The organism is Nocardiopsis lambiniae (assembly GCF_031845465.1).
GTDB lineage: Bacteria > Actinomycetota > Actinomycetes > Streptosporangiales > Streptosporangiaceae > Nocardiopsis > Nocardiopsis lambiniae.
The window spans coordinates 21077-44472 of record NZ_JAVREP010000008.1 but is presented as its reverse complement, the minus strand read 5'-3'; the positions used below and the strand labels follow the sequence as shown (position 1 = coordinate 44472).

Below are 23396 nucleotides of genomic sequence, written 5' to 3'. Positions count from 1 at the left end.
GAGGACTCCTGGAGCGATCATCGGCCGCAGGCCAGGGGGGCCGTCACGTGGACGTGGTCGGAGGAGGTGTCGGCGAGGGTGATGGCCATGGGCACGTCGGTCGACGCCAAACGGCGCATCGACATCCGGGTCCAGGTGTCCATCCCCCTCCGTACCGTGAGCCGGTGGGGGAGGGTGCCGACCAGTACGTCGGCGTTGGCCGGGGCGCCCGTTCTCATGGCCAGGGCCATGAGGCTCCACTCCCCGCCCGGGACGTTGCCGAGGGTGAAGGTGACGCGCTCGGTGGCGGGAAGGAACCTGTAGGCCACGGGGCGGTTCTGGGGCACGATCGTGTCGTAGACGCCCACCAGCAGCCGGCCGTCGGGGATCGCGCGAGGCAGTTCGATCATGCCGCGGACGCTGCCGGTGTGCCGTTCTCCGTCGAGGCTCGCGGGCCCGGGGGAACCGGCCAGTTCGACCGGTGAGGGCATGCGGTTGAAGTCCTTGGAGACCGCGACCATCGACCGCCCCACCTCGGGTTTGCGGTACTCCCTGGGCGACATGCCCACGAGACGGGTGAACCTGCTGGTGAAGGTGCCCACACTGTTGTAGCCGACGCTGTGCACGATGTCGCAGATGTTCATCGAGGAGGCGACCAGGCGTCTCTTGGCCTCGAACATGCGGACCGCGCCGAGGTACCTGCCCGGAGAGATCCCGACCTCCTGGGTGAACAGCCTGGAGAAGTGGAAGGGGCTTACAAAGACCTCGGCTGCGATATCGGCCAAGGTGATCGGCTCGGCATAGCGTCTGTGTATGAAAGAAACTGCTTGACAAACCGATTCTCGCACCATGGCTCCTCGTGACTCTACGGCATGTGGGGATGTCGTGGTGTTCACCGGGGTGCTGCATGTTCCCGTGTATCCGATCATCTTGTACGAAGATTGACCCGGCGACGTCTTCCGTATTGCTCTTTTCGGTGCCGGCGATAATGTGACCAAGCGTTGAATCCCCGGTATGGGGAGGGTCGTGCGCACGGATGGGTCACGTCCGAAAACGGCCCCTGAGGGGCGTCATCCGCGCGAGGTTCTGGGTTCCTCGCTGTTCAGAGTGCTTCCCACTGTTCTTGTGTGTACGCATGGGTCTCTTGTTGCGTTTGGGGTCTCCTCGCTCCGAGGGTGACTCTTCTCTGTGTTTCATTAGTCACGCCCAGTGGTTTGGTCCTGGCGGTCGCATTCTCGGGGCATTGATCGGTGTTCGGGTGTTGCGGCCAATTGAAGATTGTGTTATCGGGACGGCCAGCAATGCACGAGAAGGAATTCGTTGGCCGGTGAACCTATCGTGGTGAACATAATCCCGGTGCCCATTAGCTGGTTAAAGGAGAGAACAGATGGCGATCGACCTGGCGCACAAACAACCGCCGCCGGACCCCGCGGACGCCGAACTCCAGGCGGGCCTGGCCGGTCAGCCGCCCCTGACCGAGTTGGCCAGTGAGCAGCGCGACGCGCTCAACTTCTCCTACCGCACGACGCTCAGCATGGACCCCCGCCTCGTCGCCGGCGACCCCGCCGCCTGGCAGAGCGACTTCGGCTACGCCCTCAACAAGGCCGCCGTCCGCCTGGACACGCGCACCGACGAGGAACTCGCCCGCGACGCCCTCTCCCACCCCGACCCGGTGGCCCGTGAGCAGGCCGTCTTCGAGTACGCCGACCGCGACCCCGCGGACGTCTTCGAGGTGCTGGAACAGGTCGTGCGCACCGAGAAGGACCGCGAGATCCGGTGGGACACCCTGTGGGCCATCGAGAAGCTCGGCGGCCCCCACGCCATGAGCACCCTGTCCCGGTTCCTGGACGACCCGGACCCCGAGATCGCCGAGTGGGCCAAGCTCTTCCTCAGTGAACTGCGGACCGGAGACCCGGCCTTCGACGCGCGTGAGGCCGTCTTCACCGAGGGTCGCACCTTCGACGAGACGATCTACCTGCTCATCCACTGCGACCTGTACATCCGCCTGGACGACACCAACCGGCACTGGGGCAAGCTCTCCCTCGGGCCGCGCGGCCTCGCCCGGGTCTACGGCCAGGCGCACGCCTGCCCCAACGTCGCCACGCGCGAACGCCAGCTCCTGATGGCCAAGACCATCGACGGGCTGTACGAGGACGGCACCCGGCACATGGACAACTACCTGTTCCGCGGGTTCACCGACCGGACCAGGGCCGACCGGGGCAACTTCTACTTCGAGTCCCAGGTGCCCCGGACCTTCTACCACTCGGGGCGCGCGGCGGACCCGAGCCGGGGCACCCGCCAGACCGACATCGGTTTCGCCCGCTTCGGCACCTGGTTCCTCGACCCCGACATCCAGGTGCGCGGGGAATCGGCCATCCGCTACGTCCGCGGTCGCTTCCAGGGGTGGGGCTACACCGACGTCGAGAACATGGTCGGCAAGGACATCACCGAGATGCTGGCCCCGGGCAACGGAATCCTGTCCACCCTCCACGACCCCGAGGTCGGGCCGAAGACCAACGTGTTCATCCTCGGCACCTTCAAGGGGAAGCTCAACGACTGGGACGGCGACGGGAAGATCGACCTCAACTCCCGCGATGTGTACAGCACCGTGGACGGTGAGCTCGACAGCGACCAGGACGGCATCCCCGACGAGCCCGGTCGCACCTGCTCCGACCACCGCCCCGGCCGCGTCTGACGAACCCCGCGGGGCCCGTCGGGCCCTTCGGGTTCCCTGCACAGGAAAGGTGAGGAAAGTCCATGTCCGAAAAGAAGACCCTGCTCGGCCGCCCGGTGGAGACCGAGGGGGTGCCGAATCTGTACGAGGGATCCCCCGTCGTCAAGTGGAAGGCGCCCGAGCCCGGTATCGACAACCTGGGCCTGCACTCGTGGGACACCTTCGCGATCCCCGGCGTCGGTGAGTTCGACGTCGAGTTCGACGGTTACGTGCGCGTCGTGCGCTCCCCGGCCACCGACGAGGAGTGGGCCGACGCCGAGGTCTACACCAACCTCATCGAGATGCACATGACCGGTGTCTCCGAGGAGCTGGGCACCATCACGGTCACCCTCAACCCCGAGTACCTCTCCGCCGGCCAGATCCGCACCCCCTTCGACCCCTACGCGGGGGAGGGGCCGGCCGCCAAGGCCTGCCGGATGGCCGTCGGCTGCATGTTCGACATCCCCAAACTGGGCACCCGGTTGTTCAACCGCGAGCCCGTCATCCTCACCATCGACGACGTCCGTTCCATCCCACCGGCCGGCGCCCCCGGCAAGGGGCAGATCTACCGGATGCTCCCGCTCTACGACGTCCGCACCCCCTGGGACGAGCCGACGGCCTACCTGACCAGCCTGAAGTTCAACATGGGCGGCTACCTGCCCCCCGAGCGCTTCAGCTGATCGACCGCGGTGGGTGGACGGGCGGGGCCCGTCCACCCACCGTCGCGCGCCCCGACCCGCATCGAGAGTGGAGAGCCCCGTGTCCGTCGAACCCGTCGCACCCCCCGAAGAGCGGCCCCGCCCGGAATCCGGTCCGCCGGGCGGCCCCGAGTTCGCCCACGAGATCCTCGAATTCCCTCCCCTCGGCTCGTCGGGGGGACACCCGGTGGCCCACCGCCGCTGGGAGGAACTCGTCAGCGACATCCACATCCGGGGCCACGGCCTCGACGACGTGTGGAACGCCCTCACCGATCCCTACGCCATCGCCCAGTGGTTCGCCGACGCGGACGAGTTCTGGGCCGCCCCGGGGCGGGAGAGCGCGCTGGACTTCAACGACGGCGAGTTCTTCTGGTGCCGTACCGTCGCCGCCGAACCCCCCCACGAGGGCCGTGCGCTGTTGGAACACCTGTGGCGCTGGGTCGGGGTGGGGCCCGCGACCACCGTGCGCTGGGAACTCTCCGAACCGACCGGCGGGGTGGTCCGTGTCCGCGTCGTCGAGCGCGCCACCAACCCGCCCTCGGACTGGCGGTCCTGGAACGGCATGGGCTGGCCCGGCATCCTGGACCAGCTCGCCGAACACCTGCGCACCGGCCGCCGGCAGCGGTGGCCCTGGCGGCGCATGGGACCCTACGTCCAGACCGAGCTGCCCCTCGGCACCTTCGAGGCCTGGTCGACGCTGACCTCGATACCGGCCCTCCAGTTCTGGCTCGGGCGCAGTTCGGGCACCCTCGTCGAAGGTGACCGGGTCGACTTCACCATCGGCGACGCCAGCGGTACGGCCTCGCTGGCCGTGACCCGACACGTCGAGGCCAACCAGAGCTTCCCCTCCTTCCAGCCCCGCTTGGAGTTCACCCTCCACCGCCTCGGGTGGCCCGGCCCGCTCGACGGGCACCTGTGGATCGAACCGGCGGGCCTGGGACGCAGCGTCCTCCAGGTGTTCCACTCCGGGTGGGAACGGTTCGGGCAGCTCGCCGAGGCCCCGGTGGACCGGGCGTTGCTCACCGCCTTCTGGGCGTCGGCCTTCGGACGGCTGGTCCTGCTGATGGGCGGCCCCCCGGGTGAGGCGCCGGGATCGGGGACCGACGGACCGGGACCGCACGCGTGGAGCAGGTGACCCCCGGCCGCGTCGCGCGCCCCGCCCCGACGCGCTTCGAGACGGCCCGCCGCCTGGGCGCGCTCGGTCTGATCGGGGCGGGCACGGTCGTCACCGCCGCGGTCGCGGCCGTCGCCGGTCTGCCGGGTGGAGGCGCCGCGGGCGCCCGGCGCGGCGTGGCGACCTCCGTGGCCGTCGGCCTCCAGCGCTTGGGGCCGACGGCGGCCAAGGCCGGGCAGCTCATCGGATCCCGGCGCGACATGATCGGCCCGATCTGGGCGGACGCCCTGGGCGTGCTGCACGATCGGGCCCGCCCCATGTCCGCCGCCGAACGCGCGGTCGCCCTCCGGAGGGCGCGGGACGAGGTGCCGGCTCTGGCCGACGTCGAGGTCACCGGGATCCTGCTCGGTTCGGGCACCGTCGGTTGCGTCTACCGGGGGGCCGTCGGCTCCGAACGGGTCGCGGTCAAACTGCGCCGTCCGGGCGTGGACCGGCTCATGGCGGCCGACCTGAGGCTGCTGCGGGCCGCCGCGTCGTTGGCGGTCCGTTGGGACCGCACCGGTGGCCGGCCACTGGCGGACCTGGTCGACTACGTCGCCGACGTGATCATGGCCCAGACCGACTACATCGCCGAGGCGGAGAACCACCGGGTTCTGGCCGCGAACCTGGCCCGCCTGCCCGGGGTCGACGTCCCCGCCCTGTACCCGGATCTGTGCGGATCGAGCGTACTGGTCACCCGGTACGTCCCCGGTCTGGGCGCCCGGGTCCCGCCCACCGCGCAGGCGGTCGCGGCGCGCCGTGCCCTGCGCGCCGTGCGGCGCATGGTGTTCGAGGACGGTTTCGTCCACTGCGACCTGCATCCGGGCAACCTCTACGTCCACGGGAACGGCCGGGTCGTGCTCTTGGACGCCGGGTACGCGGTACGGGTCTCGGAGCACACCAGGGAGAACCTGGACCGCTTCTTCCGCGCCATCGCCATCGGCGACGGGCGTACCTGCGGGGAGATCGTCTTCGACAGCGCGCCGGACGCCGACGAACGGCGCCGGGGCGAGTTCGTCGAGGCGATGGAACGCCACGTCCGGGCGCACGGCGGTGACGGAGGTGTGTTCACCATGGCGGAGTTCGGCAACGGGATCTTCGAGTTGCAGACCCGCTACGGCGTGCATTCGCGGGCGGAGTTCGTGTTCCCGCTGTCCGCGCTGATGGTCGCCGAGGGAACGCTGCGCTCCCTCATGCCCACCGTGGAGATCCAGGACGGGTTCTGACCGTTCCCGCCTCGTTCACCGGCCACGGGAGGGCCCGCCCAGGAACGAGCGCAGGTGGACGGCCGGGGCGGCCGACACCACCGGGGGGTCCAAGGGGTCGAGCGCTCTCAGGGTCAGCGCGGCGGTCCCGCTCCCGGCCGCCGTGCGTCCCCGGCTGACCAGCATGTCCTCATCGCCGCCCACGGCCAGGTCGACCAGGGGGGAGTGGGCGGACAGCGACATCAGGAACATCTCCGACCGTCCCGCCGCCGGCCGCTGTTCCAACAGCGTGCCCGCGGCCCCCTGCACGATCCCGAACCCCGACAGCCCGCCCTGGGGCAGACCCGAGTCGAACAGGCCCACGAACGAGATCCGATCGGTGAGCGGCGTCCCGGCCGTGCCGGACAGCGTCAGTCGGCAGTCCACCGTGCGGCTCCCCGTGGCCCTGGCCCGCTCCAGGTCGGGCTCGGTGACGCGGTATCCCGCCAGGACGTCCACCAGTTCCCGGAACCTTCCCGGGGAGACCCCCACGAGGCGGGTGAACTGCGTGGTGAAGGAACCGATGCTCTGGTAACCGATCCGATCGCTGATGCTCATCACCGTCTCGGAGGTCTCCGCCAACAGGCGTTTGGCCTCCTGCATCCGCAACGCCGTCAGAAAACGTCCCGGGGTGGTCCCCGTGTGCCTGGCGAAGATCCGATGGAAGTGGAACTGACTGTAGAAACCCGAGGACGCGAGATCGGCCAGCAGGTGCGGGGCGGCCGGGTCCTCGCGGATGGCGCCCACGGCCGTCAGCACCGCCTCGCGCTGGGCGGGGTTGTCCTTGCCGGTCCCGTCAGCGGCCATGTCGTCCTCCTTCAGAGCCGGCCGCTCTCACGGCCTGTTCCAGACTCGCTCGCCAGGTGATCTCGAAGACGTCGCGCAGCCGGGTCATCCTACTCTCGGCCCCCGATACGATCGGCCACCGAGAGTGATGGATCGACAACACCACCCCGGTGCCGTCGTGGTGGGTCCGCACCACGGCGCGCGTCACCCCGTCGCCCACGTCGACGAACAGACTGAGCCGTTCGTCGAAGTAGTCCTCGACCCGGCGGATGGGGAAACGCCAGGGGCCCGCGTCATCGACCACGTAGAACGCCGTCGGCGGATAGCCCGGTCCGCTCACGGGCAACCATCGGAAGAGGTTCCGCCGGTGCAGGGGCAACCAGGTCCCCACGGGAACGCGCACCCCGAGGGAGATGGAGCGGATTCCCGGTGGCGTCTGGCCTCCTTCCTCCGCGACCAGGTAGAAACGGAGCCGTTCGACACAGTCGTCCCAGAAGACCTCCCGTGCCACACGGGGCACAGAACGCGCATGGGGGAACTCCTCCCTGATCCGCAGGAGCGAACCGGCCGGTCCCGTCTCCACCGCCACCCGGATCCGACTCGGGGCCTCGACACCGAACTCGGACCAGTCCAGGGTGATGGACCGCCCCGGACCGACCTCACGGATCCGGAGACGGACGTACTCCACCGAGGGCGTGGTCAGAATCCACGTACCGTGCGTGCCGTCGGACCCGTGCGGCACGCCGTCCGGGCCCAGCCCGCCCAACCAGTCGCCGACCGCGGCGGGGGTGCTCATCGCCCGCCACAACCGCTCCGGGGGCGCGGGCATCGGCACCGCGCGTTCGATCGCCTCCACACCGACCTCCTCTCCGCTCTCGCGTCGCCACCGGTTCCTAGAACGGCACCAGGGCCTCGTACCCTCCGTCGGGCCGCCAGTCCTGCGGATCCGACGACCACAGCCGCACACCATCCGGGCCGACCAGGGCCCGCACCGTGCGAGGGCCGCCGTGCCCGGTCGGAGCCTCCACCCGCGCGTGTCCGATGCCGGGAAGACATCCCCGGAGCACACGGTTCAGCGTGGACCCCGGGTCCGCGGGGTCGAGGTTGGCCGCGCCCCCGACACCTCCCACCACCGCGACCGCCCCCGAGGACCTCGACAGGCGCGGCCCGCCCAGCGCGTACACCCCCGCCTCTCCCTCGGTCCCCGGACGCCCCAGGAGTCGGACGAGCGTGCGCGCCCCCCACGCCGGCGGGACGACCGCGAAACCGGCGGCGCGAAGACCGGGGCCGGCCACACCCGCGGCCATGCCCACCTCGCTCCACAGCGTCCACTCCGCCACGGTGAACGTCACCCGGGGGAAAGCCTCCGCCAACTCTCGGACGGCAGCCCGAGAGCAGGCGTGGGACAGGGCGTAGGCGCCGAACCCCCGGTGCGCCGCCCGACTCTCCGTGGACCCCGGCACGAGCACGCTCGCCAGCGGACCCCGGGCCGCCGCCCGCACCCACCGTCCCAGCTGTTCCCCACGCCGTCGGGCGGCCCGGTCCAGCATCGTTCCCGACCATCGGTCCCACCGTCGCAACCCCAGTTCACCCGCCGCGTGCACCAGGTGGACGGCGGGCGCGGACAGGGTCCGCAGCACGGCGTGGGCGTCGATCCCGTCCAGATCCGCGCGCACCACCGTCGTGGGCGCCGTCGCGCGCACCGCGGCCAGGGCCTCGGCCCGTTCCGGAGGCAGTCCCCTCTCGTCCGTCCGGTCCACCAGGACCACCGGGTGCCCGAGCACCGCGAACTCCCGTGCCGACCGCAGGCCGATGCCGCCCAGACCACCGGTGATCACCACCGGCCCGGGAACGGGTGGTCGCCACCGGGGCGCCGTGACCGGCTCCCAGGAGGTGGTGTCGACCGGGCCGTGCGGACGGTCACCGTTCGATCTCACCCTCACCCGGAGCCACGGCCGTTCGGCGACGGCCGCGGCCAGGACACCGCCCAGGGGCAGACCGTCCCCGACCACCTCCACCGGCGCGCGCCACCGTTCGGCCCACGCCAGCGCGGCCAGGAGCCGGTCGCCGTCGCCGGGGGACCACCGCCGTCCGGGGCGCACGCGGACGTACCGGGGGCCGACGTCGAACTCGGTGCGCGCGGGGACGCGACGGAACGCGCGCTCGCCGGAGGCGCGTTCACGGAACACCAGGTCGGCGGTGTGGGAGCCGCCGCCCTGGAGTGCGGGGCCCGTCCGAAGGGAGGTCGCCACCTGTGCGCTCCGCCGCTCACCAGACGGGCTTGCGGTTGCGGGCCAGGAGGCCGCGCAGGATGACCGGGTGCGCCACCGCCTGGAAGTTGAGGTCCGGGCACATCCGTTTGACCTGTCCCTCCACCGCGAGCAGGGCCACCAGCGGGAAGACGAACGAGGTGCGCGAGTAGGCGTTGTACCGGCGCTGGATCATGAAGAAGTCGGCGATGAACGCGGTCAGACTGAACGCCCCGGCCGTCATCCCGTGGACCTCCGTGATGAGCCGCTCCAGTTCACGACGGAACCCCTTCTCGTCCTCGGCCGACACCGGTCCCATGCTCACGGCCAGGGCGTGGTCGGCGCAGACCTCGGCGTTGCCCGCCGCCATGCCCAGGAAGAACTCCGTGAAGTGCTCCTGGGTCGCCCGGTCCAGCGTGTACGTGAAACCGCCGTCGACCACGGCCAGCCGGCCGTCCTCCAGGAACCACCAGTTCCCGGGGTGCAGGTCGCAGTGGATCTCGCCCGTGGTGAAGAGCATCTCGAAGACCAGCGTCAACAGCAGTCGGCCACCCTGGGGCCCCGGGTGGTGCCGGCCCCCCTCCTCCTGCCCGGGGATCCACTCCATGAGCAGGGTGTCGCGGTCCCCGGGGACGCCCACGGGGCGGGGGAAGACCACCGGATAACGGTCCTCCAGGGAGGCGAACCGTTCCAGCGCCGCGCGCTCGGCCGCCAGGTCGGTCTGCCGACGCACCACGGCGCAGAAGTCCTCGGTCAAGGCCACCACGGGCATCCCCCGGCAGAAGGGCAACCGTGCCACGGCACGCGCCGTCGCCTCCACCACGGCCAGATCCGTCTCCAGCCGTTGGCGGACGCCGGGACGGCAGGTCTTCACGGCGAGGTCCCCCGAAGGGCCGGTGCGTCGTTCCACCACGGCGATGCTGCCCGAGCGCCGGGGCCCGCCGCGGCGGGCGCCTTCGAGCCCGTATCCCAGTGCCAGGCGGTCGCGCATGACGCGGCACAGCCCCCGGGGGAGCAGGTCCTCCCGGGTCGACACCAGCTGACCCAGTTTCACGAACGCCGGTCCCAGGTCCGCGCACAGGTCGGAGACCAGCCTCCCCACCCGTTCGTCGGAGCGTTCCGCGGTCTCGGGGGACGAGCGCCGACGCACCAGATGGGGCAGGCACCGGGCGCCGGCGTACAGCGAGCGGCCCAGGATGACGACCGTGCGCGCGGCGGTGCCCCTCACGACGCGGATCCCGTCGCCCCGTCGTCCTCCGCCACGAGGCCCGCCAGCCTGCCCAGGTAGTACGGCCAGCCGGCGCTGTACCCCTCGACGAGGGCCTCGGACACGTCGGTGTGGGTGAGCGTGAACGTTCCCTTCCCGATCCGGGCGCTCAGCACCGAGTCGGCGTGGCCCGGATCGTGCAGCACACCGGTCAGCGTCCGTCCCGGGACGCACTCGGCCACCTCGAAGACCTTGTCGTGGACGTGCCCCTCGTGGTCGAAGGTCAGGACGTACCTGTCGGTCCCCTCGGCGACGGCCGGGGCGAGCCAGGCACCGACCGACGCGAGGTCGGTCAGCGCGGACCAGACCCGCTCCGGCGCCGTGTCGAAGGGGAAGGAGAGGGTCAGTGTGCGGGCCGGGACGTCGACGTCCATGGAGACGGGGGACAGGGGGACGGTCATCGTGTTCTCCCTGGGTGGGTCAACGGGTCAGAGCCCGCAGGGTGGACAGCGAGGGGGTGAAGAAGTAGCCACCGCCGCGGGGGGCGGTGAAGGGCTCCGGCATCGGCAGGCGCACCAGGGTCCCCTCGGAGTCCCCGGAGGGCATGCGCAGGACGAACTCGCGCGGGACCCGATCGCCCAGGGGGCGGTGGGGCCGTCCGACGATCGGGTCGTGGTTGTCGCCTTCGTGCTGCTGGTAGGGGTTGTTCAGCCAGGAGCGCACGACGAACTCGAATTGCCGTTCCAGCGATGTCTGGTAGCAGGCGAACGCCATCCCCCGCTCCCCCCGATCGGCGTAGGGCATGCCGCGGCGCAGCAGCCGGTGCGTCTCGATCGCGGCCGTGGTCTCCAGGTCGGTCTCGTGGTCACGGGGGTAGGCCTTGCGGATGTGCGCGCCGACCGGGACGCGCCAGCCCCGGGTGTCGTCCACGGGGCCGCGTTCGGCGGTGAACCCGAAGTCGTTGTCCGACAACGGACAGGACGACACCCGCGGGTCGGGGCCGTTCGGCCGCAGGCTCACCGGGGTCCCGTCGCGCCAGCGTCCGAACAACCGGGACGAGATCGCGTCCGGCGACCACCCCGGGAATCCCCTGCGGGCCAGCTCGGCCGCGGCACGCTCGGCGAAGGCGAGGAAGGATTCGACGTCCTGGCGGTAGCGCCGCGTCACCAACAGGGAACCGTTGACGGTCCAATCCGGTCCTCCCGAGACCACCGGTCCGGGCGTGTCCGACAGCAGCGGATCCTGCCCGGGGTGTCCGAAGACGAACTCGCCCGGCCACAACCGTCGCTGTCCCGGCAGGGCCTCCTCGGGCCGCTCGGGGTCGGTGACCGGCGACAACGGTTCCCCCGTGTCTGCGGCCACCCCCCGCACGGCGGGCTGGGACACCGGGTCCCGGTAGCCGAAGTGCTCCCGTTCGTACCGGTTCCCCTCGCCGGTCAGGGACGCGCACCGGTCCCGATGCAGGACGCGCGGTCCCCCCGGGCCGGCCGTCAGCCGGTCCGCCAGCGCGGCGGCGGCCCCGTCGTCGGCGGCGCGCACCACCAGGAGCGCGTCCGCCGTCGTTCCGGGTCCGCCCACCGGCCAGTTCCCCGCGTGTCCGGGGTCGGCCGGGTCCACGGGGTCGCCCAGCAACGACGAACGAGCGGCCAGGCCGTCCTGGAAGGGCACGTCCAACAGGGTGTCGGGGCGCAGCCCCGACATCCGCAGCCCGGAGGCGGAGAACGACACTCCGACGGCGGTCCCCCCACCGCCCCCCGCCCGCAGGTCCATGAGGGCCCTGGTGGAGGTGACCCGGGGGACGACACGCGCCAGCCACCGGTGAGGGTCCCCGGTCAGCCGCAGGTAGAGGTGGTGTTGGACGGGGCCGCCGAACGGCACCAGGATGTTGCCCTGGATCTCGTTCAGGTCCAGGAGGGGTTCCCGGGCCGTCCTGCGGCCGTCCGCGATCTTCGCGTCCACATGTTCCCCTGGTCGGGTCAACCGGCCGCGACGCCGGGGTAGCGGCCCTTCTCGGGGAAGATCTCCAGGCGTGTCAGCAACGAGTACATGTCGAACCCGTAGATGATGTCCGACAGGCGCCCGTCGGTGACGGTGAAGACGTCGATGGATCGGGTGATCGCGGCGGTGCCCGTCGCGTCGTGACCCATCAGGGCCCTCCGGTGCGTGCCGGCGAAGGCGGCCAGCAGCGACGCCCGGTCACCGTCGATGATCACGCGCTCCACGCTGAACCGGTAGTCCGGGAAGGCGTGCAGGAACGCCGCCGTGGTGACGGTCTCCTGGTGCAGGTCGGTGGCTTCCGGGGAGATCAACCGCCCCACCGCCGACACGTCGCGTCCGTTGAGGACCTCGTTGACGAACGCGCGCAGCACGAACTTGCCGTCACCGGTGGTACCGGTCGGAGTGGTGACCTCGACGACGCCCTCGCCCTCAGGAGCGCCCAGAGCCGAGGCCATCGCCTCCAGGTCGTAGGCCAGGGTCACGGATGTGATGGTCGTGCCCGAACCGTGCAGCGTGACGGTCAACGGCAGCGCCACCTCGGCGCCCGTGGGCGCGGTCCGCCACATCGGCCTGGCGAACGTGCCGCGCACGGTCACCTCGGCCGTCGCCGTGTCGCCGTCGATGCCCAGCCGCTCCACGTCGACCGCGTATCCGTCCAAGGCGCCGACGACGCACAGGTGGACCAGGGAGCCCGCCGCGTCCGACACCGCGTCGATGTCCACCAGGGCGTCCAGGGCCGCCAGGTCGAACCGGCCCAGCACGGCGTCCAGGTACGCCCGCGCCGTCTCCTCGAAGGTCTCGACCGCCGTGACCTCGGGGCCGGTGCCGATGACGCCGAGGAAGCGCAGCATCCGCAGCTCGTTGCCCACGCCCCAGCGCTCGGTCATCTTGTCGCCGTGGAACCGTACCGCGTCGGTGCGCCGCGCGGTGATGAGTTCGCCCGAGGCCGGCAGCCCCATGAACTCGTTCTGCATGGTGCCGTACCACTTGCCGACGCACACCACGCTGTCGCCCTCGAACAGCTCCTCGTCGACGTCGTAGCGGAAGTCCGGGAACGACTCCAGGAATTCCTCCAGCACGCCTTTGAACCCGTTCAGGGCGACGTCCTGCCCCGGGTAGGGGTTCCAGTCGACGTAGTCGGCGACCTTCAACGTTTCGACGCGATCGACACGGTGCTCGTTGAAGACCTCCCTCACCCACCGCCGGATACCGTCCACCACTTCTGGTCTGGTCGTCTCGCTCATGGTGCTCCTTTCCCTGCCTCGTTCGGGACAAGCCGGGATTCTTCTTGACATTAAGCCCGGGTCGTCGAACGCTCCTTCTCTCAACTTGCGGGGCTGGGGGAGGTGAAGAAAAGCCTGCTCAGGGCCTTATCTAAAGGCTTGGAGGAAAGTCAGCAATCCATGAGAAGACGTACGCCGCGTATCGTGTCGGTCACCGGGTACTGTGCGGGTGCCGCCCCTTATCGCGCGCACTCGCGCACCAATATGGGGAACGAAACATGGGAGGAATTCATGGCGGAGAAAAGCGGAGCCGCGAAACTGGGGATCAAACCGGGATTCGTCGTCGTCGCGCACAACGCGCCGGAGGACTACCTCGACATCCTGGGTGAACTACCGGCCGCGGCGACCGTCACCGACGAGCCCGAGGCCGCACCCGATCTGCTCCACCTCTTCTCGACCACTTTGGAGGAACTGCGCAAGAACCTCACCGAACGGCTGCCCGACGTCCCCGACACGACGGTGGTCTGGCTCTCCTACCCCAAGGGTGGTACGAAACGGGAGCTCAACAGGACCATCGTCATGGACGAGGCGGTCGAGGTCGGCTGGAAGGCGGTCTACGGCGTGTCCCTCGACGACGGTTGGTCGGCCAACCGCATCAAGCGAGCCTGACCTTTCCGCCGTGCGCGGTACCGACGTGTCGCGCCCACGATTGTTTGGAGGACCATGATCAGCGTCAAGGAACTGGGATGCCGGTTCCGGGTACGCCGGAACGAGCATGTCGACGCCCTGAAGGACGTCTCCTTCTCGGTCGCGGAGGGGGAGTTGGTGGCCCTGCTCGGACCCAACGGTGCGGGTAAATCGACCGCTCTGCGCGTCCTGACCGGGCTGGTCCCACCCACCTCCGGCAGCGCCTCCGTCGCCGGGATCGACGTGGTCGCCGACCCCACGGGGGTCCGCCGCAGGATCGGTTTCGTCGGTCAGGGCAACGGCGCGGCCCACGAACAGCGGGTGGACGACGAACTGCACGCGCAGGGACGCGCCTACGGGCTGCCCCGGGCCGACATCCGCGCCAACGTCGCCGAACTGGTGGAACTCCTCGAACTGGGCGACCTCCTCACCCGCCCCGTCCGCTCACTGTCCGGCGGTCAGCGCCGCCGGGTCGACATCGCCCTGGGCCTGGTACCGCGCCCGCCGCTGCTCTTCCTCGACGAACCCACGACAGGGCTGGACCCCCACCATCGCGCCCACCTCTGGGAGCACGTCGACGGCCTGCGCCGGACCTTCAACACCACGATCCTGCTCACCACCCACTACCTGGAGGAGGCCGACGAGCACGCCGAACGGGTCCTGGTCATCGACCACGGACGCGTCATCGCCGACGACACCGCGGCCCGCCTCAAGCGCGATCACGTCGGACACCGCGTGACCCTGGACTTCGACGCCGCCGACGAGGCCGTGCGCGCCGCCAAGACCGTCGAGGACACGACGACCGCCCGCGATGTGGGCGTCGACGGCGCCACCGTGCACCTGCGCGTCGACGGCGGCGACACCGTCGTCCCCTTGTTGCTGCGCTCCCTGGACGCCGAGGGGACGACCGTGCGCCGTCTCGTCCTGACCGAACCCACGCTCAACGATGTGTTCCTCGAACTGACCGGCCGCTCCCTGCGCGAAGGCGACCGGTACCACGGCGAACCGGAGGTGACGGTGTGACGGCCGAAGGCGACCGATCCATGAAATCCCTCTCCGACATCGCGACCGTCACGGTCCGCGAGCTGCGCCCCATCATCCGCGGCCCGCTCTTCCTCGTGGTCAGTCTCATCCAACCGTTGGTGTTCCTGGGCCTGTTCGGCCCGCTGCTCGCCGGAGCCGTCGACGAGTCCGCCTTCGGCGGCGGGAACGCGCTCCAGTGGTTCGTGCCCGGCATCATGGTGATGATCAGCCTCGTCGGCACCTCGACCATGGGCTCCAACCTGCTCACCGAGATCCAGACCGGTGCCCACGAACGCCTCCTGGTCACCCCGTTGACCCGTGGATCCATGCTCATCGGCCGCGCCCTGAAGGAGTTCGCGCCACTGGTGATCCAGGCCCTGGTGATCGTCCTGGTGGCCATGCCGTTCGGATTCTCGTCCGACCCGCTCGGCACCGTCCTGGGGGTCCTCCTGCTCGGCGTGCTCGGCATCGGCCTGGGCGCGCTGTCCTACGCGCTGGCCATCGCCGTGCGCCACCAGGAGTGGGCCTTCTGGGGCATCCAGCAGACCCTGCTGTTCCCCGTGCTCATCCTCTCCGGCATCCTGCTGCCGGTCGACGCCGGCCCCGGCTGGCTGGCGACGGTCGCCTCGTTCAACCCGCTCACCTACGTGGTCGACGCGGAGCGGGCGCTGTTCGCCGGGCACATCCTCACCGCCGAGGTGGGATGGGGCGTCGTGGCGGCCGTGCTCGTGGCGGCCCTCGGGCTCTTCGTCGGTGTGCGCTCCATACGCAGGTCACCGGTGTGACCGCCGGCCGTCGTCCCGCCCCCCACCGCCGGGGGCGGGACGACGCCGTGCCCGGGGGTCGAAGACGTCACAGCCACCGGGCCAGGACACGGCCGGTGTGCGTGTCCTGGCGGGCGACCCGGGCCGGCACACCCTGGGAGACCACCTTGCCGCCCCCGGCCCCGCCCTCGTCACCGAGTTCCACGATCCAGTCGGCGGCGACCATGACGGCCGCGTGATGGGTGACCGCCACGACCGTCCCGCCGCGCTCCACGAGCCTGCGCAGCACGGTGTTCAGACGGGCGACGTCGGCCGCGTGCAACCCGTAGGTGGGCTCGTCCAGCAGGTAGACCGTCCCGGGGACCGTGTCACCGGACAACTCCCGGGCGAGTTTGAGCCGCTGCGCCTCCCCACCGGACAGGGTCGTGGCCGGTTGGCCCAGCAGGAGATAGCCCAAACCCACGTCGACCAGTGACCGGAGCGGTCCGCTCACGCCCTTGACGTCGGAGAACACCTCGGCCGCGCGCTCGGCGGTCAACCCCAGCACCTCGGAGATGTCCAACCCGCGCACGCGGGCGCGCAGCGGTTCCCGTGAGAACCGGGCCCCGTCACAGGTCTCACAGGGCAATTCCACGTCGGGCAGGAAGAACATCTCCACCTGCACGACCCCCGCCCCCTCGCACGCGGGACAACGCCCCCCGGCGTTGTTGAACGAGAAGTCCCCCGGGCCGAGCCCGGCCTCGGCGGCCTCCGGGGTCGCCGCGAACATCTTCCGCAGCCGGTCGAACACCCCCAGATAGGTGACCGCGTTGGAACGGGGGGTCCTGCCGATGGGCGCCTGACCGACGGTCACCAGGCCGGTCACACCCTCCAGGCCCGACACCGAGGAGCATCGTGGCGCGGGCCGGTCGTCGGCGCCGGCGGCGGCGGCCAGCGCCGGTTCCAGCACGTGGGTCACCAACGAGCTCTTGCCGGCTCCCGACACCCCGGTCACACAGGTCATGGCGTTCATGGGGAAACGCACCGACACCGAGCGCAGGTTGTTGCCCTCCGCCCCGGTGAACCCGGCGAAGGTCCACCCCGGATCCTCCGTGGACCGCGGTCGTGCTCCCGCGCCGTTCGGGGCGGACAGGTACGGTGCCGTCACCGATTCCGCGACCGACGCCAACTCCGCCGCCGGACCCGAGTGGATCAACCTCCCCCCGTGGACGCCCGGACCGGGGCCGATCTCGATCACCCAGTCCGCCGCGGCGATCACGTCCAGGTCGTGCTCCACCACCAGCACGGTGTTGCCCTGGTCCCGCAGGGAGCACAGGGCGTCCAACAGGCGGCCGGTGTCGCGCGGGTGCAGACCCGCGGAGGGCTCGTCGAACACGTACATGAGACCGAACATCTCCATGCCCAGATGGGTGGCCAGCCGTACCCGTTGGGCCTCGCCGCCGGACAGGGTCGGCACGGGACGGTCCAGGGTCAGGTACCCCACGCCCACCCGTACCAGGTCGTCCAGTCGCCCGCGGATCTCGGCGACGCCCAGCGCGGCGCGCGGGTCTCCCGCCGTCGCCGCCGCCACCTCGTCGGTCCACGCCAGCGCGTCGGCGATCTCCATCCGGCACACGTCGGCGATGTTCCGGCCGGCCACCAGCACCGACAACTGCGCGGGCGAGAGACGGCCGCCACGGCAGTCCGGGCACACCGAGACGCTCATGAACGCGGTGGCGCGCGCCCGAGCGGCCTCGCCCGAGGCGTCGCGCAGGGACAGGGCCAACCACGGCAGCACTCCCACGTACCGGGTGTCGCGCACACGCGCCTGGCCGCGAATGGTGAGTTCCGCCCGCAGTTCGGCGCCCTTCTCGTGCAGCATCCGGTGTCGTACCCCGGGGTCCAACGACGACCAGGGGCGGTCCGGATCCGCCCCCAACGACTCGGCGAACCGCAGCGACAGTTCGTGTTCCACCGTCGTCCGCCGGTCCCGCCAGGGTCGCAGGACCCCGTCCCGCAGGGAGCGGGACGGATCGTCCACGACCAGCGCGGGATCTCCGTGAAGGGAGGTGCCCAGCCCTTCACAGGTCGGGCAGGCGTGCGCCGACGAGTTGAACGAGAACGCGCGGGCCGTCATTTCCGGAACACCCGCCGAGCCGTCCGGGGAGCCCGACACCGCGAACAGCGACCGCAGATGGTCGTGCGTGTTCGTGGCGGTCCCCACCGTCGACCGCGGGTTGGTCGCCGCCCGCGTCTGGGCGACCGCGACCGCGGCGCACACCCCCGCGATCGAGTCCACGTCCGGGCGCATCGAGCCGCCCACCAACCGGCGGGTGAAGGCCGACAGTGGTTGCAGGTGCCGTCGCTGGGCCTCGGCGTACACCGTCCCGTGGACCAACGAGCTCTTGCCCGAGCCCGAAACCCCGGTCACCACCACCAACGCGCGGTGCGGCAGGTCGACGTCCAGGTCGCGCAGGTTGTGCACGCGCGCGCCGCGGACCCGCAGCAGGTCGGGGGGCGCGTTCCGGGAACGGTCGATCGGCTCCGCCATGGGCGTCCCTCCACCTCGCGTTCGCTGTCCGCCGCACCAGCCTAGACCGGTGCCTCTTCTCCCGGGTTGCTCTCCTCCTTCTCCTCGATCGCCCTTCTCCATTCGTGCTCAACCCCGATCGAACAGCAAGACGGAAGAGGACGGGGTCTCATCCACGACACACGATGGGGCGATGTTCGGAGCCCGTTCTCGAAAGGAGCGCCGATGCGGTCACCGTTCCACGCGCTGAGGGTCGTCGTGGCCCTCGTCCTCCTCGGTACCCTCGCCGTCCTCACACTGCGGCCGACCCCCGACGAAGCGGAGGCCGCGGACCGCGCCGCCGCGTTCTCCTTCTCACGGCTCAGCCTCAACGAGGAGCCGTCCGACGCCGCGCACCGCCGTGAGGTGGCACCCGCCCTGGAGCACTTCGCGGGATGGATATCGGCGGTCGGCGCGGCGGTCTCCCTCACCGACCTGCGCGGGAACGGCCGGTCCGCCGACGCCTGTCTGGTGGATCCGCGCGACGACGGCGTCACCATCAGGGCCGTCCCCGGCTCGGACACCGAGGAGTACCCGCCGGTCGAACTCCGGCCCGTGGACCTGCCCTACGACCGGACGATGGCGCCCATGGGATGCACCCCGGCCGACCTCGACGAGGACGGCGACATGGACCTCATCGTCCACTACTGGGGGCGGTCGCCGGTCCTGTTCCTCAACACCGCGGGGCCGGGCGACGGTTCCGCGCCCACCGCCTCCTGGTTCACCGCCCACGAACTCGTGCAGCCGATGCAGGTGTGGAACACCACCACCCTCAACGCGGCCGACATCGACGGGTCCGGTCATCTGGACCTCCTGGTCGGCAACTACTTCCCCGACGGAGCCCGTGTCCTGGACCCCGAGGCCGACGACGAGACCCGCATGCAGATGCAGGACGGCATGGGGCTGGCGAGCAACGCGGGCCGCAACCGGCTCCTGCTCACCGAACCCACGGGCACCCCGGACACCCCGCCGCGGATCATCGACGCCGGTACCGCCCTGCCGGAGGAGGCGGTCACGGGGTGGACCCTGGCGACCGGCCTTCAGGATCTGACCGGGAACGGGTCGCCCGACGTCTACATCGCCAACGACTTCGGCAACGATCACCTCCTGGTCAACCGCTCCACCCCCGGTGACGTGTCGTTGGAAGTGGTCCGAGGCGATCGCGACCTCGTCACCCCCAAGTCCGGCGTGCTCGGCAACGATTCCTACAAGGGCATGGGGGTGACCTTCACCTACACCGACGGCGCCGCCCTGCCCACCATCGTGGTCAGCAACATCACCACCCCCTACGCGCTGCACGAGAGCAACTTCGCGTTCGTTCCCGACGGCGACGGCGCCGATCTGCTGGAAGGGCGCGTTCCCTACCGTCAGGACAGCGAGAGTCTGGGACTGTCCCGGGGCGGTTGGGCCTGGGACGTCAAGGCCGGGGACTTCGACAACGACGGTGTCGACGAGCTGATGCAGGCGACCGGCTTCCTCAAGGGGGACGTCGACCGCTGGCCCCAGCTCCAGGAACTGGCCATGGGCAACGACGAACTGCTGCGGTACCCGTGGGCCTGGCCCGTCTTCCGCGAGGGTGACGACCTGTCCGGGCACGAGCACAACCCCTTCTGGGTCCGCGGTGCCGACGGCCGTTACGCCGACCTCGCCGCCCCGTTGGGCCCGGACACCACCGATGTCTCCCGTGCCATCGCCCTGGGCGACGTCAACGGCGATGGCCTGCTCGACGCCGTCGTCGCCAACCAGTGGGAGGATTCCGCGGTTCTGCTCAACGACTCCACCGAGACGGCGCCGGGAATCGTGCTGCGCCCCCTCGTCCCGGCCACGGCGGCCGAGGACCGCTGGCGGCCCGCGATCGGCGCGACGGTGACCGTCCGCGACGGCGGCTCTCCCGCCCAGACCCGTCAGCTCTTCCCCTCCAACGGCCACACCGGTGTCTCCGCCGAGGAACTGCACCTGGCCGCGCCCGAGACCGGATCGCTCCCGGTCACCGTCACCTGGCGGTCCACCACGGGGACCCTCCACTCCGTCGACCTGGACCTGTCGCCGGGCACCCGCACCCTCCACCTCGACGACGACGGAACGGTGAGATGACGACGACGAGACCTTCGAGCCCGCAGACCATCGCCCCGGCGGGGGAGCCGGTCGCCCCGCCTCCGCCCGCGACGGACACCAGGGTCAAGGCCCTGCGCATGTTCGCCACCAGCATCACCGCGTTCACCGTGCTCGGTCACCTGTTCCTCGGCTTCGAGCAGTCCGCCGTGACCCCGATCGCGGTCGTGCTGGTGGGCTACGCCGTGGACCTGCTCATGGAGACCCTGGGCGCCCGGGCCGAGGGCCGGCGTCCCGGGTACGCCGGCGGACCCGGCGCCCTGGTCACCTATCTGCTGCCCACCCACATCGCCGGTCTGGCCTGCGCGATGCTCCTGTGGGGCAACGAGTCGCTGTGGCCCTACCTGTTCGCCGTCACCGTCGCGGTCGTCGGCAAGCACCTCATCCGCATCCCGGTGAACGGTCGCCGCCGGCACGTGCTCAACCCGTCGAACTTCGGGATCGTCGTCACCCTTCTGCTCTTTCCCTGGGTGGGCATCGCGCCGCCCTACCACTTCACCAACAACATCTCGGGGGCGCTGGACTGGTTGCTGCCGCTCGGCGTCCTCATGGCCGGGACCATGCTCAACATCCGGTTGAGCGGCCGGTGGCCGCTCATCCTCGGCTGGGTCGGAGGCTTCGCCGGCCAGGCGGTGATCCGGTGGCTGGTGCTGGACCACGCCCTGGTCGCGGCCCTGCTGCCGATGAGCGGTCTGGCGTTCATCCTGTTCACCAACTACATGATCACCGACCCCGGCACGACCCCGACGCGGCCCCGGAACCAGGTGATCTTCGGGGTCGCCGTGGCGGCCGTCTACGGGCTGCTGGTCACCTGGCACATCGTCTTCGGCCTCTTCTTCGCCCTGGTGATCGTCTGCGCGCTGCGCGGTGTGATCCTCCTGCTCCCCCTCCCGGTCCGCCCCACCGCCGTTCCACGTCAGGAAGGACGATCATGATCCGAACCCACCGCCCCCGATCCCTGGACCTCCTCAACACCCGTGGTCACCGGAGCGGGCTCGCCCTGTTCATGGTCATCGTCGTGGCCCACTGGGCGGAGCACCTGGCCCAGGCCGCCCAGATCTACATCTTCAACTGGCCGATCCCGGAGGCCCGGGGCGTACTGGGCCTGCCCTTCCCCTGGCTGGTCACCTCCGAGTGGATGCACTACGGATACGCGCTGCTCATGCTGGTGGGCCTGCTGCTCCTGCTGCCGGGGTTCACCGGGCGTTCCCGCACCTGGTGGAAGATCTCCCTGGGCATCCAGATCTGGCACCACTTCGAGCACCTGCTCCTGCTCCTCCAAGCGCTGTCGGGGATGAACATCGGCGGTGGCGATGCCCCGACCAGCCTCGTCCAGTTGCTCGTTCCGCGGGTGGAGTTGCACCTGCTCTACAACGCCCTGGTCTTCGCACCCATGGTGGTGGCCATGCTGCTGCACCGCAGACCCCGCGCGGACGAGCGCGCGGCCATGGCCTGCGGGTGCGCCGATCACGAGGACGAACCGGAGCGCGTGAGGTGAGACGTCGTCGTTTCGGGCCCTTCGAGGTGGTGATCCTGCTCGCCGCACTGTGTCTGATCGCGGTGGGGGCGAGCGGGTTCGACCAGGCCGTCCGCGCGGCGCGCGCGGACGGTGCCCCCGGTCGCTTCGCCGTCACCTCCTCCGACTGCGTCAGCCACCTGGGCCACAGTTCCTGTACCTGCCTGGGCGACTACGCGGCGGACGACGGCTCGGTCCGGCTCACCGGGGTGCCGCTGGTCGGGGGCGGTGACGACTGCACCGCGGGCACGGTCAGGGCGGCGGTCGACATCGGTGTCGGGACCCGTGTCGTCGACCCCGGCGGTTCCGGCGAGTGGGTCGTCACCGCCCTGATCCTGGCGGCGGGGACGGGGCTGGCCCTGTGGTCCGTCATCCCTCTATCGAACCGAGGGGGTGTTCGTTCCGCGGCGCGGTGAAGGACGTCCGGGGCCCGGTCGGATGCGGTACCCGCCCCAGGACCTCGCGGGCCAGGCGGGCGAGGTCGTCGGAGGAGCCGTTGACCGCGCTGTCGCGTCGCCAGACCAGCAGGTGCCGCAGCTGTATCGGCTCGCCCTCCAGCCGGCGGATCACCACCTCACCGCCGGTGTCGAAGTCCGATTGGCACGGTGCGATCGCCCGACGCCGGGCGATCAGGTCACGGATCTCCGAGCGCTCGTAGAGCCGGTAGGGCACCTGGGGGGTGAACCCGGCCCGCTGGCAGGCCAGGTAGAAGCACTCCGGCCAGCCGGTGCCGTCGGGCGGGGTCAGCGCCCACGGGCAGTCCGCCAGGTCGCTCAGGGCGACCGACGGTTTGTCCGCCAGGGGATGGTCGGCCCACAGGGCCACGTGCAGCGGTTCCACCGCGAGCATCGCCCAGGACAGCGGTCCGTCCGTGGACAGGTCGCGGTCCACGTAGTCGATGGTGGTGCCCAGGTCCAACCGCCCCGCCCGGACCAGGTCCGTGACCAGTTTGGGCGAGTACTCGGTGCGCACGTGGACCGGCACGTTGGGGAAGATCTCCGGCAGCCGCGCCGACAGCTCTATCGCCAGCGGTCCGACCCCGCCCACCCGCAGCGTCGTGGGCGAGGCCCCGCGCGCGGTGATGTCGTGCAACAGGTCGTCCATGGACAGCAGGACCGCGCGGGCGCGCACCAGGACGAAATCACCCAGCTCCGTCGGGCGCACCCCCGAACGTCCGCGGTGGAACAGGGCACCGCCCACCTCCCGCTCGATCCGTTGGAGCTGGGTGGTCAGGGCCGGCTGCGACGTGGAGAGCGCGGCGGCCGCCTTGGTCACGCTTCCGGTGTCGGCCAGGAGGCAGATGGTGCGCAGATGGCGGAGTTCGAGGTCCATCACATCCTCCTGTGCCGGTCACCGGACAGGGGACGGCACTCTCCGGGGGCGCCCGGTGGCCCCTGTCGACTGTACAACGCGGTTCGGTGGGGCGGATGTGACTCCCGTGCACACCACTCGGGGGAGGCCGTCCTCCGTGGGAGCGGAGTCGTGTCGTCGGATTC

The 23396-nt window shown here is 70.7% G+C and carries 21 protein-coding genes; 11 read left to right on the top strand and 10 right to left on the bottom strand.

Annotated features, from left to right (window positions below):
• Positions 1-17: 17 nt before the first annotated feature.
• A complete protein-coding gene (locus tag RM479_RS13740; RefSeq protein WP_311512125.1) occupies positions 18-830 on the bottom strand; it encodes a helix-turn-helix transcriptional regulator in 813 nt (270 codons plus the stop codon).
• Between the two features lie 536 nt (positions 831-1366).
• Between RM479_RS13740 and RM479_RS13735 the strand changes: the two genes are divergently transcribed.
• The 4 genes from RM479_RS13735 to RM479_RS13720 all read left to right on the top strand — a co-directional run bounded on the left by RM479_RS13735 (position 1367) and on the right by RM479_RS13720 (position 5769).
• Positions 1367-2674 carry a HEAT repeat domain-containing protein gene (locus RM479_RS13735; RefSeq protein WP_274810871.1) on the top strand — a complete coding sequence of 436 codons (1308 nt, stop codon included), beginning with the start codon at positions 1367-1369 and terminating at the stop codon, positions 2672-2674.
• Between the two features lie 62 nt (positions 2675-2736).
• On the top strand, positions 2737-3372 hold the full coding sequence (locus RM479_RS13730) for a DUF6073 family protein (RefSeq protein ID WP_274810872.1): 636 nt from the start codon (positions 2737-2739) through the stop codon (positions 3370-3372).
• Between the two features lie 79 nt (positions 3373-3451).
• On the top strand, positions 3452-4525 hold the full coding sequence (locus RM479_RS13725; RefSeq protein ID WP_311512124.1) for an SRPBCC domain-containing protein: 1074 nt from the start codon (positions 3452-3454) through the stop codon (positions 4523-4525).
• Positions 4513-5769, top strand: coding sequence for an ABC1 kinase family protein (locus tag RM479_RS13720; protein WP_311512123.1), 1257 nt, complete (start codon positions 4513-4515; stop codon positions 5767-5769). The genes RM479_RS13725 and RM479_RS13720 overlap by 13 nt, the downstream gene beginning before the upstream one ends.
• A gap of 15 nt (positions 5770-5784) precedes the next feature.
• On the opposite strand, the gene RM479_RS13715 is transcribed toward RM479_RS13720, so the two are convergent.
• Genes RM479_RS13715 through RM479_RS13685 form a run of 7 tightly spaced genes read right to left on the bottom strand, consistent with a single transcriptional unit; the run spans position 5785 to position 13271 of the window.
• Positions 5785-6594 (bottom strand): AraC family transcriptional regulator, encoded by an 810-nt coding sequence (locus RM479_RS13715; RefSeq protein ID WP_311512122.1) that lies wholly within the window; start codon positions 6592-6594, stop codon positions 5785-5787.
• Positions 6584-7429, bottom strand: coding sequence for an SRPBCC family protein (locus RM479_RS13710; protein WP_311512121.1), 846 nt, complete (start codon positions 7427-7429; stop codon positions 6584-6586). Before RM479_RS13710 ends, RM479_RS13715 begins: the two co-directional genes overlap by 11 nt.
• 37 nt (positions 7430-7466) lie before the next feature.
• Entirely contained in the window at positions 7467-8825 is a 1359-nt protein-coding gene (locus tag RM479_RS13705) for a hypothetical protein (protein ID WP_311512120.1), read from the bottom strand.
• Positions 8826-8841: 16 nt separating this feature from the next.
• Positions 8842-10050 (bottom strand): AarF/UbiB family protein, encoded by a 1209-nt coding sequence (locus tag RM479_RS13700; RefSeq protein ID WP_311512119.1) that lies wholly within the window; start codon positions 10048-10050, stop codon positions 8842-8844.
• Positions 10047-10490, bottom strand: a complete 444-nt coding sequence (locus RM479_RS13695) for an SRPBCC domain-containing protein (RefSeq protein ID WP_311512118.1) — start codon at positions 10488-10490, stop codon at positions 10047-10049. Before RM479_RS13695 ends, RM479_RS13700 begins: the two co-directional genes overlap by 4 nt.
• A gap of 19 nt (positions 10491-10509) precedes the next feature.
• Positions 10510-11988: a Dyp-type peroxidase gene (locus RM479_RS13690; RefSeq protein ID WP_311512117.1), complete on the bottom strand. Its 1479-nt coding sequence runs from the start codon at positions 11986-11988 to the stop codon at positions 10510-10512.
• A gap of 17 nt (positions 11989-12005) precedes the next feature.
• The gene (locus RM479_RS13685) at positions 12006-13271 is read right to left on the bottom strand and encodes an ester cyclase (protein WP_311512116.1); all 1266 of its coding nucleotides are present in this window, start codon (positions 13269-13271) and stop codon (positions 12006-12008) included.
• A 270-nt stretch (positions 13272-13541) separates the two neighbouring features.
• Between RM479_RS13685 and RM479_RS13680 the strand changes: the two genes are divergently transcribed.
• Genes RM479_RS13680 through RM479_RS13670 form a run of 3 tightly spaced genes read left to right on the top strand, consistent with a single transcriptional unit; the run spans position 13542 to position 15745 of the window.
• Positions 13542-13919 (top strand): hypothetical protein, encoded by a 378-nt coding sequence (locus RM479_RS13680; RefSeq protein WP_274810887.1) that lies wholly within the window; start codon positions 13542-13544, stop codon positions 13917-13919.
• 54 nt (positions 13920-13973) lie between these two features.
• Positions 13974-14960, top strand: a complete 987-nt coding sequence (locus RM479_RS13675; RefSeq protein WP_311512115.1) for an ATP-binding cassette domain-containing protein — start codon at positions 13974-13976, stop codon at positions 14958-14960.
• Positions 14961-14980: 20 nt separating this feature from the next.
• The gene (locus tag RM479_RS13670; RefSeq protein ID WP_311512114.1) at positions 14981-15745 is read left to right on the top strand and encodes an ABC transporter permease; all 765 of its coding nucleotides are present in this window, start codon (positions 14981-14983) and stop codon (positions 15743-15745) included.
• A 67-nt stretch (positions 15746-15812) separates the two neighbouring features.
• Here RM479_RS13670 and RM479_RS13665 read toward each other — a convergent pair whose 3' ends face one another.
• Positions 15813-18254, bottom strand: a complete 2442-nt coding sequence (locus RM479_RS13665; RefSeq protein WP_311512113.1) for an excinuclease ABC subunit UvrA — start codon at positions 18252-18254, stop codon at positions 15813-15815.
• Between the two features lie 204 nt (positions 18255-18458).
• On the opposite strand from RM479_RS13665, the gene RM479_RS13660 reads away from it, so the two are divergent.
• From RM479_RS13660 to RM479_RS13645, 4 genes are read left to right on the top strand one after another with little or no spacing between them, the layout of a single operon-like run.
• Entirely contained in the window at positions 18459-20366 is a 1908-nt protein-coding gene (locus RM479_RS13660; RefSeq protein ID WP_311512112.1) for an FG-GAP repeat domain-containing protein, read from the top strand.
• On the top strand, positions 20363-21319 hold the full coding sequence (locus RM479_RS13655; RefSeq protein WP_311512111.1) for an enediyne biosynthesis protein UnbU: 957 nt from the start codon (positions 20363-20365) through the stop codon (positions 21317-21319). The genes RM479_RS13660 and RM479_RS13655 overlap by 4 nt, the downstream gene beginning before the upstream one ends.
• On the top strand, positions 21316-21882 hold the full coding sequence (locus tag RM479_RS13650; protein ID WP_311512110.1) for a hypothetical protein: 567 nt from the start codon (positions 21316-21318) through the stop codon (positions 21880-21882). The genes RM479_RS13655 and RM479_RS13650 overlap by 4 nt, the downstream gene beginning before the upstream one ends.
• A complete protein-coding gene (locus RM479_RS13645) occupies positions 21879-22316 on the top strand; it encodes a hypothetical protein (RefSeq protein WP_311512109.1) in 438 nt (145 codons plus the stop codon). The genes RM479_RS13650 and RM479_RS13645 overlap by 4 nt, the downstream gene beginning before the upstream one ends.
• On the opposite strand, the gene RM479_RS13640 is transcribed toward RM479_RS13645, so the two are convergent.
• Positions 22270-23232, bottom strand: a complete 963-nt coding sequence (locus RM479_RS13640) for a LysR family transcriptional regulator (protein WP_311512108.1) — start codon at positions 23230-23232, stop codon at positions 22270-22272. The genes RM479_RS13645 and RM479_RS13640 overlap by 47 nt on opposite strands.
• Between the last annotated feature and the right edge of the window lie 164 nt (positions 23233-23396).

Excerpts from the sequence above, each read along its gene's own strand:
- RM479_RS13740 (WP_311512125.1), bottom strand. The coding sequence starts at position 830 with ATGGTGCGAGAATCGGTTTGTCAAGCAGTTTCTTTCATACACAGACGC.
- RM479_RS13735 (WP_274810871.1), top strand. The coding sequence starts at position 1,367 with ATGGCGATCGACCTGGCGCACAAACAACCGCCGCCGGACCCCGCGGAC.
- RM479_RS13730 (WP_274810872.1), top strand. The coding sequence starts at position 2,737 with ATGTCCGAAAAGAAGACCCTGCTCGGCCGCCCGGTGGAGACCGAGGGG.
- RM479_RS13715 (WP_311512122.1), bottom strand. The coding sequence starts at position 6,594 with ATGGCCGCTGACGGGACCGGCAAGGACAACCCCGCCCAGCGCGAGGCG.
- RM479_RS13695 (WP_311512118.1), bottom strand. The coding sequence starts at position 10,490 with ATGACCGTCCCCCTGTCCCCCGTCTCCATGGACGTCGACGTCCCGGCC.
- RM479_RS13685 (WP_311512116.1), bottom strand. The coding sequence starts at position 13,271 with ATGAGCGAGACGACCAGACCAGAAGTGGTGGACGGTATCCGGCGGTGG.
- RM479_RS13680 (WP_274810887.1), top strand. The coding sequence starts at position 13,542 with ATGGCGGAGAAAAGCGGAGCCGCGAAACTGGGGATCAAACCGGGATTC.
- RM479_RS13675 (WP_311512115.1), top strand. The coding sequence starts at position 13,974 with ATGATCAGCGTCAAGGAACTGGGATGCCGGTTCCGGGTACGCCGGAAC.
- RM479_RS13670 (WP_311512114.1), top strand. The coding sequence starts at position 14,981 with ATGAAATCCCTCTCCGACATCGCGACCGTCACGGTCCGCGAGCTGCGC.
- RM479_RS13665 (WP_311512113.1), bottom strand. The coding sequence starts at position 18,254 with ATGGCGGAGCCGATCGACCGTTCCCGGAACGCGCCCCCCGACCTGCTG.
- RM479_RS13660 (WP_311512112.1), top strand. The coding sequence starts at position 18,459 with ATGCGGTCACCGTTCCACGCGCTGAGGGTCGTCGTGGCCCTCGTCCTC.
- RM479_RS13655 (WP_311512111.1), top strand. The coding sequence starts at position 20,363 with ATGACGACGACGAGACCTTCGAGCCCGCAGACCATCGCCCCGGCGGGG.
- RM479_RS13650 (WP_311512110.1), top strand. The coding sequence starts at position 21,316 with ATGATCCGAACCCACCGCCCCCGATCCCTGGACCTCCTCAACACCCGT.
- RM479_RS13640 (WP_311512108.1), bottom strand. The coding sequence starts at position 23,232 with ATGGACCTCGAACTCCGCCATCTGCGCACCATCTGCCTCCTGGCCGAC.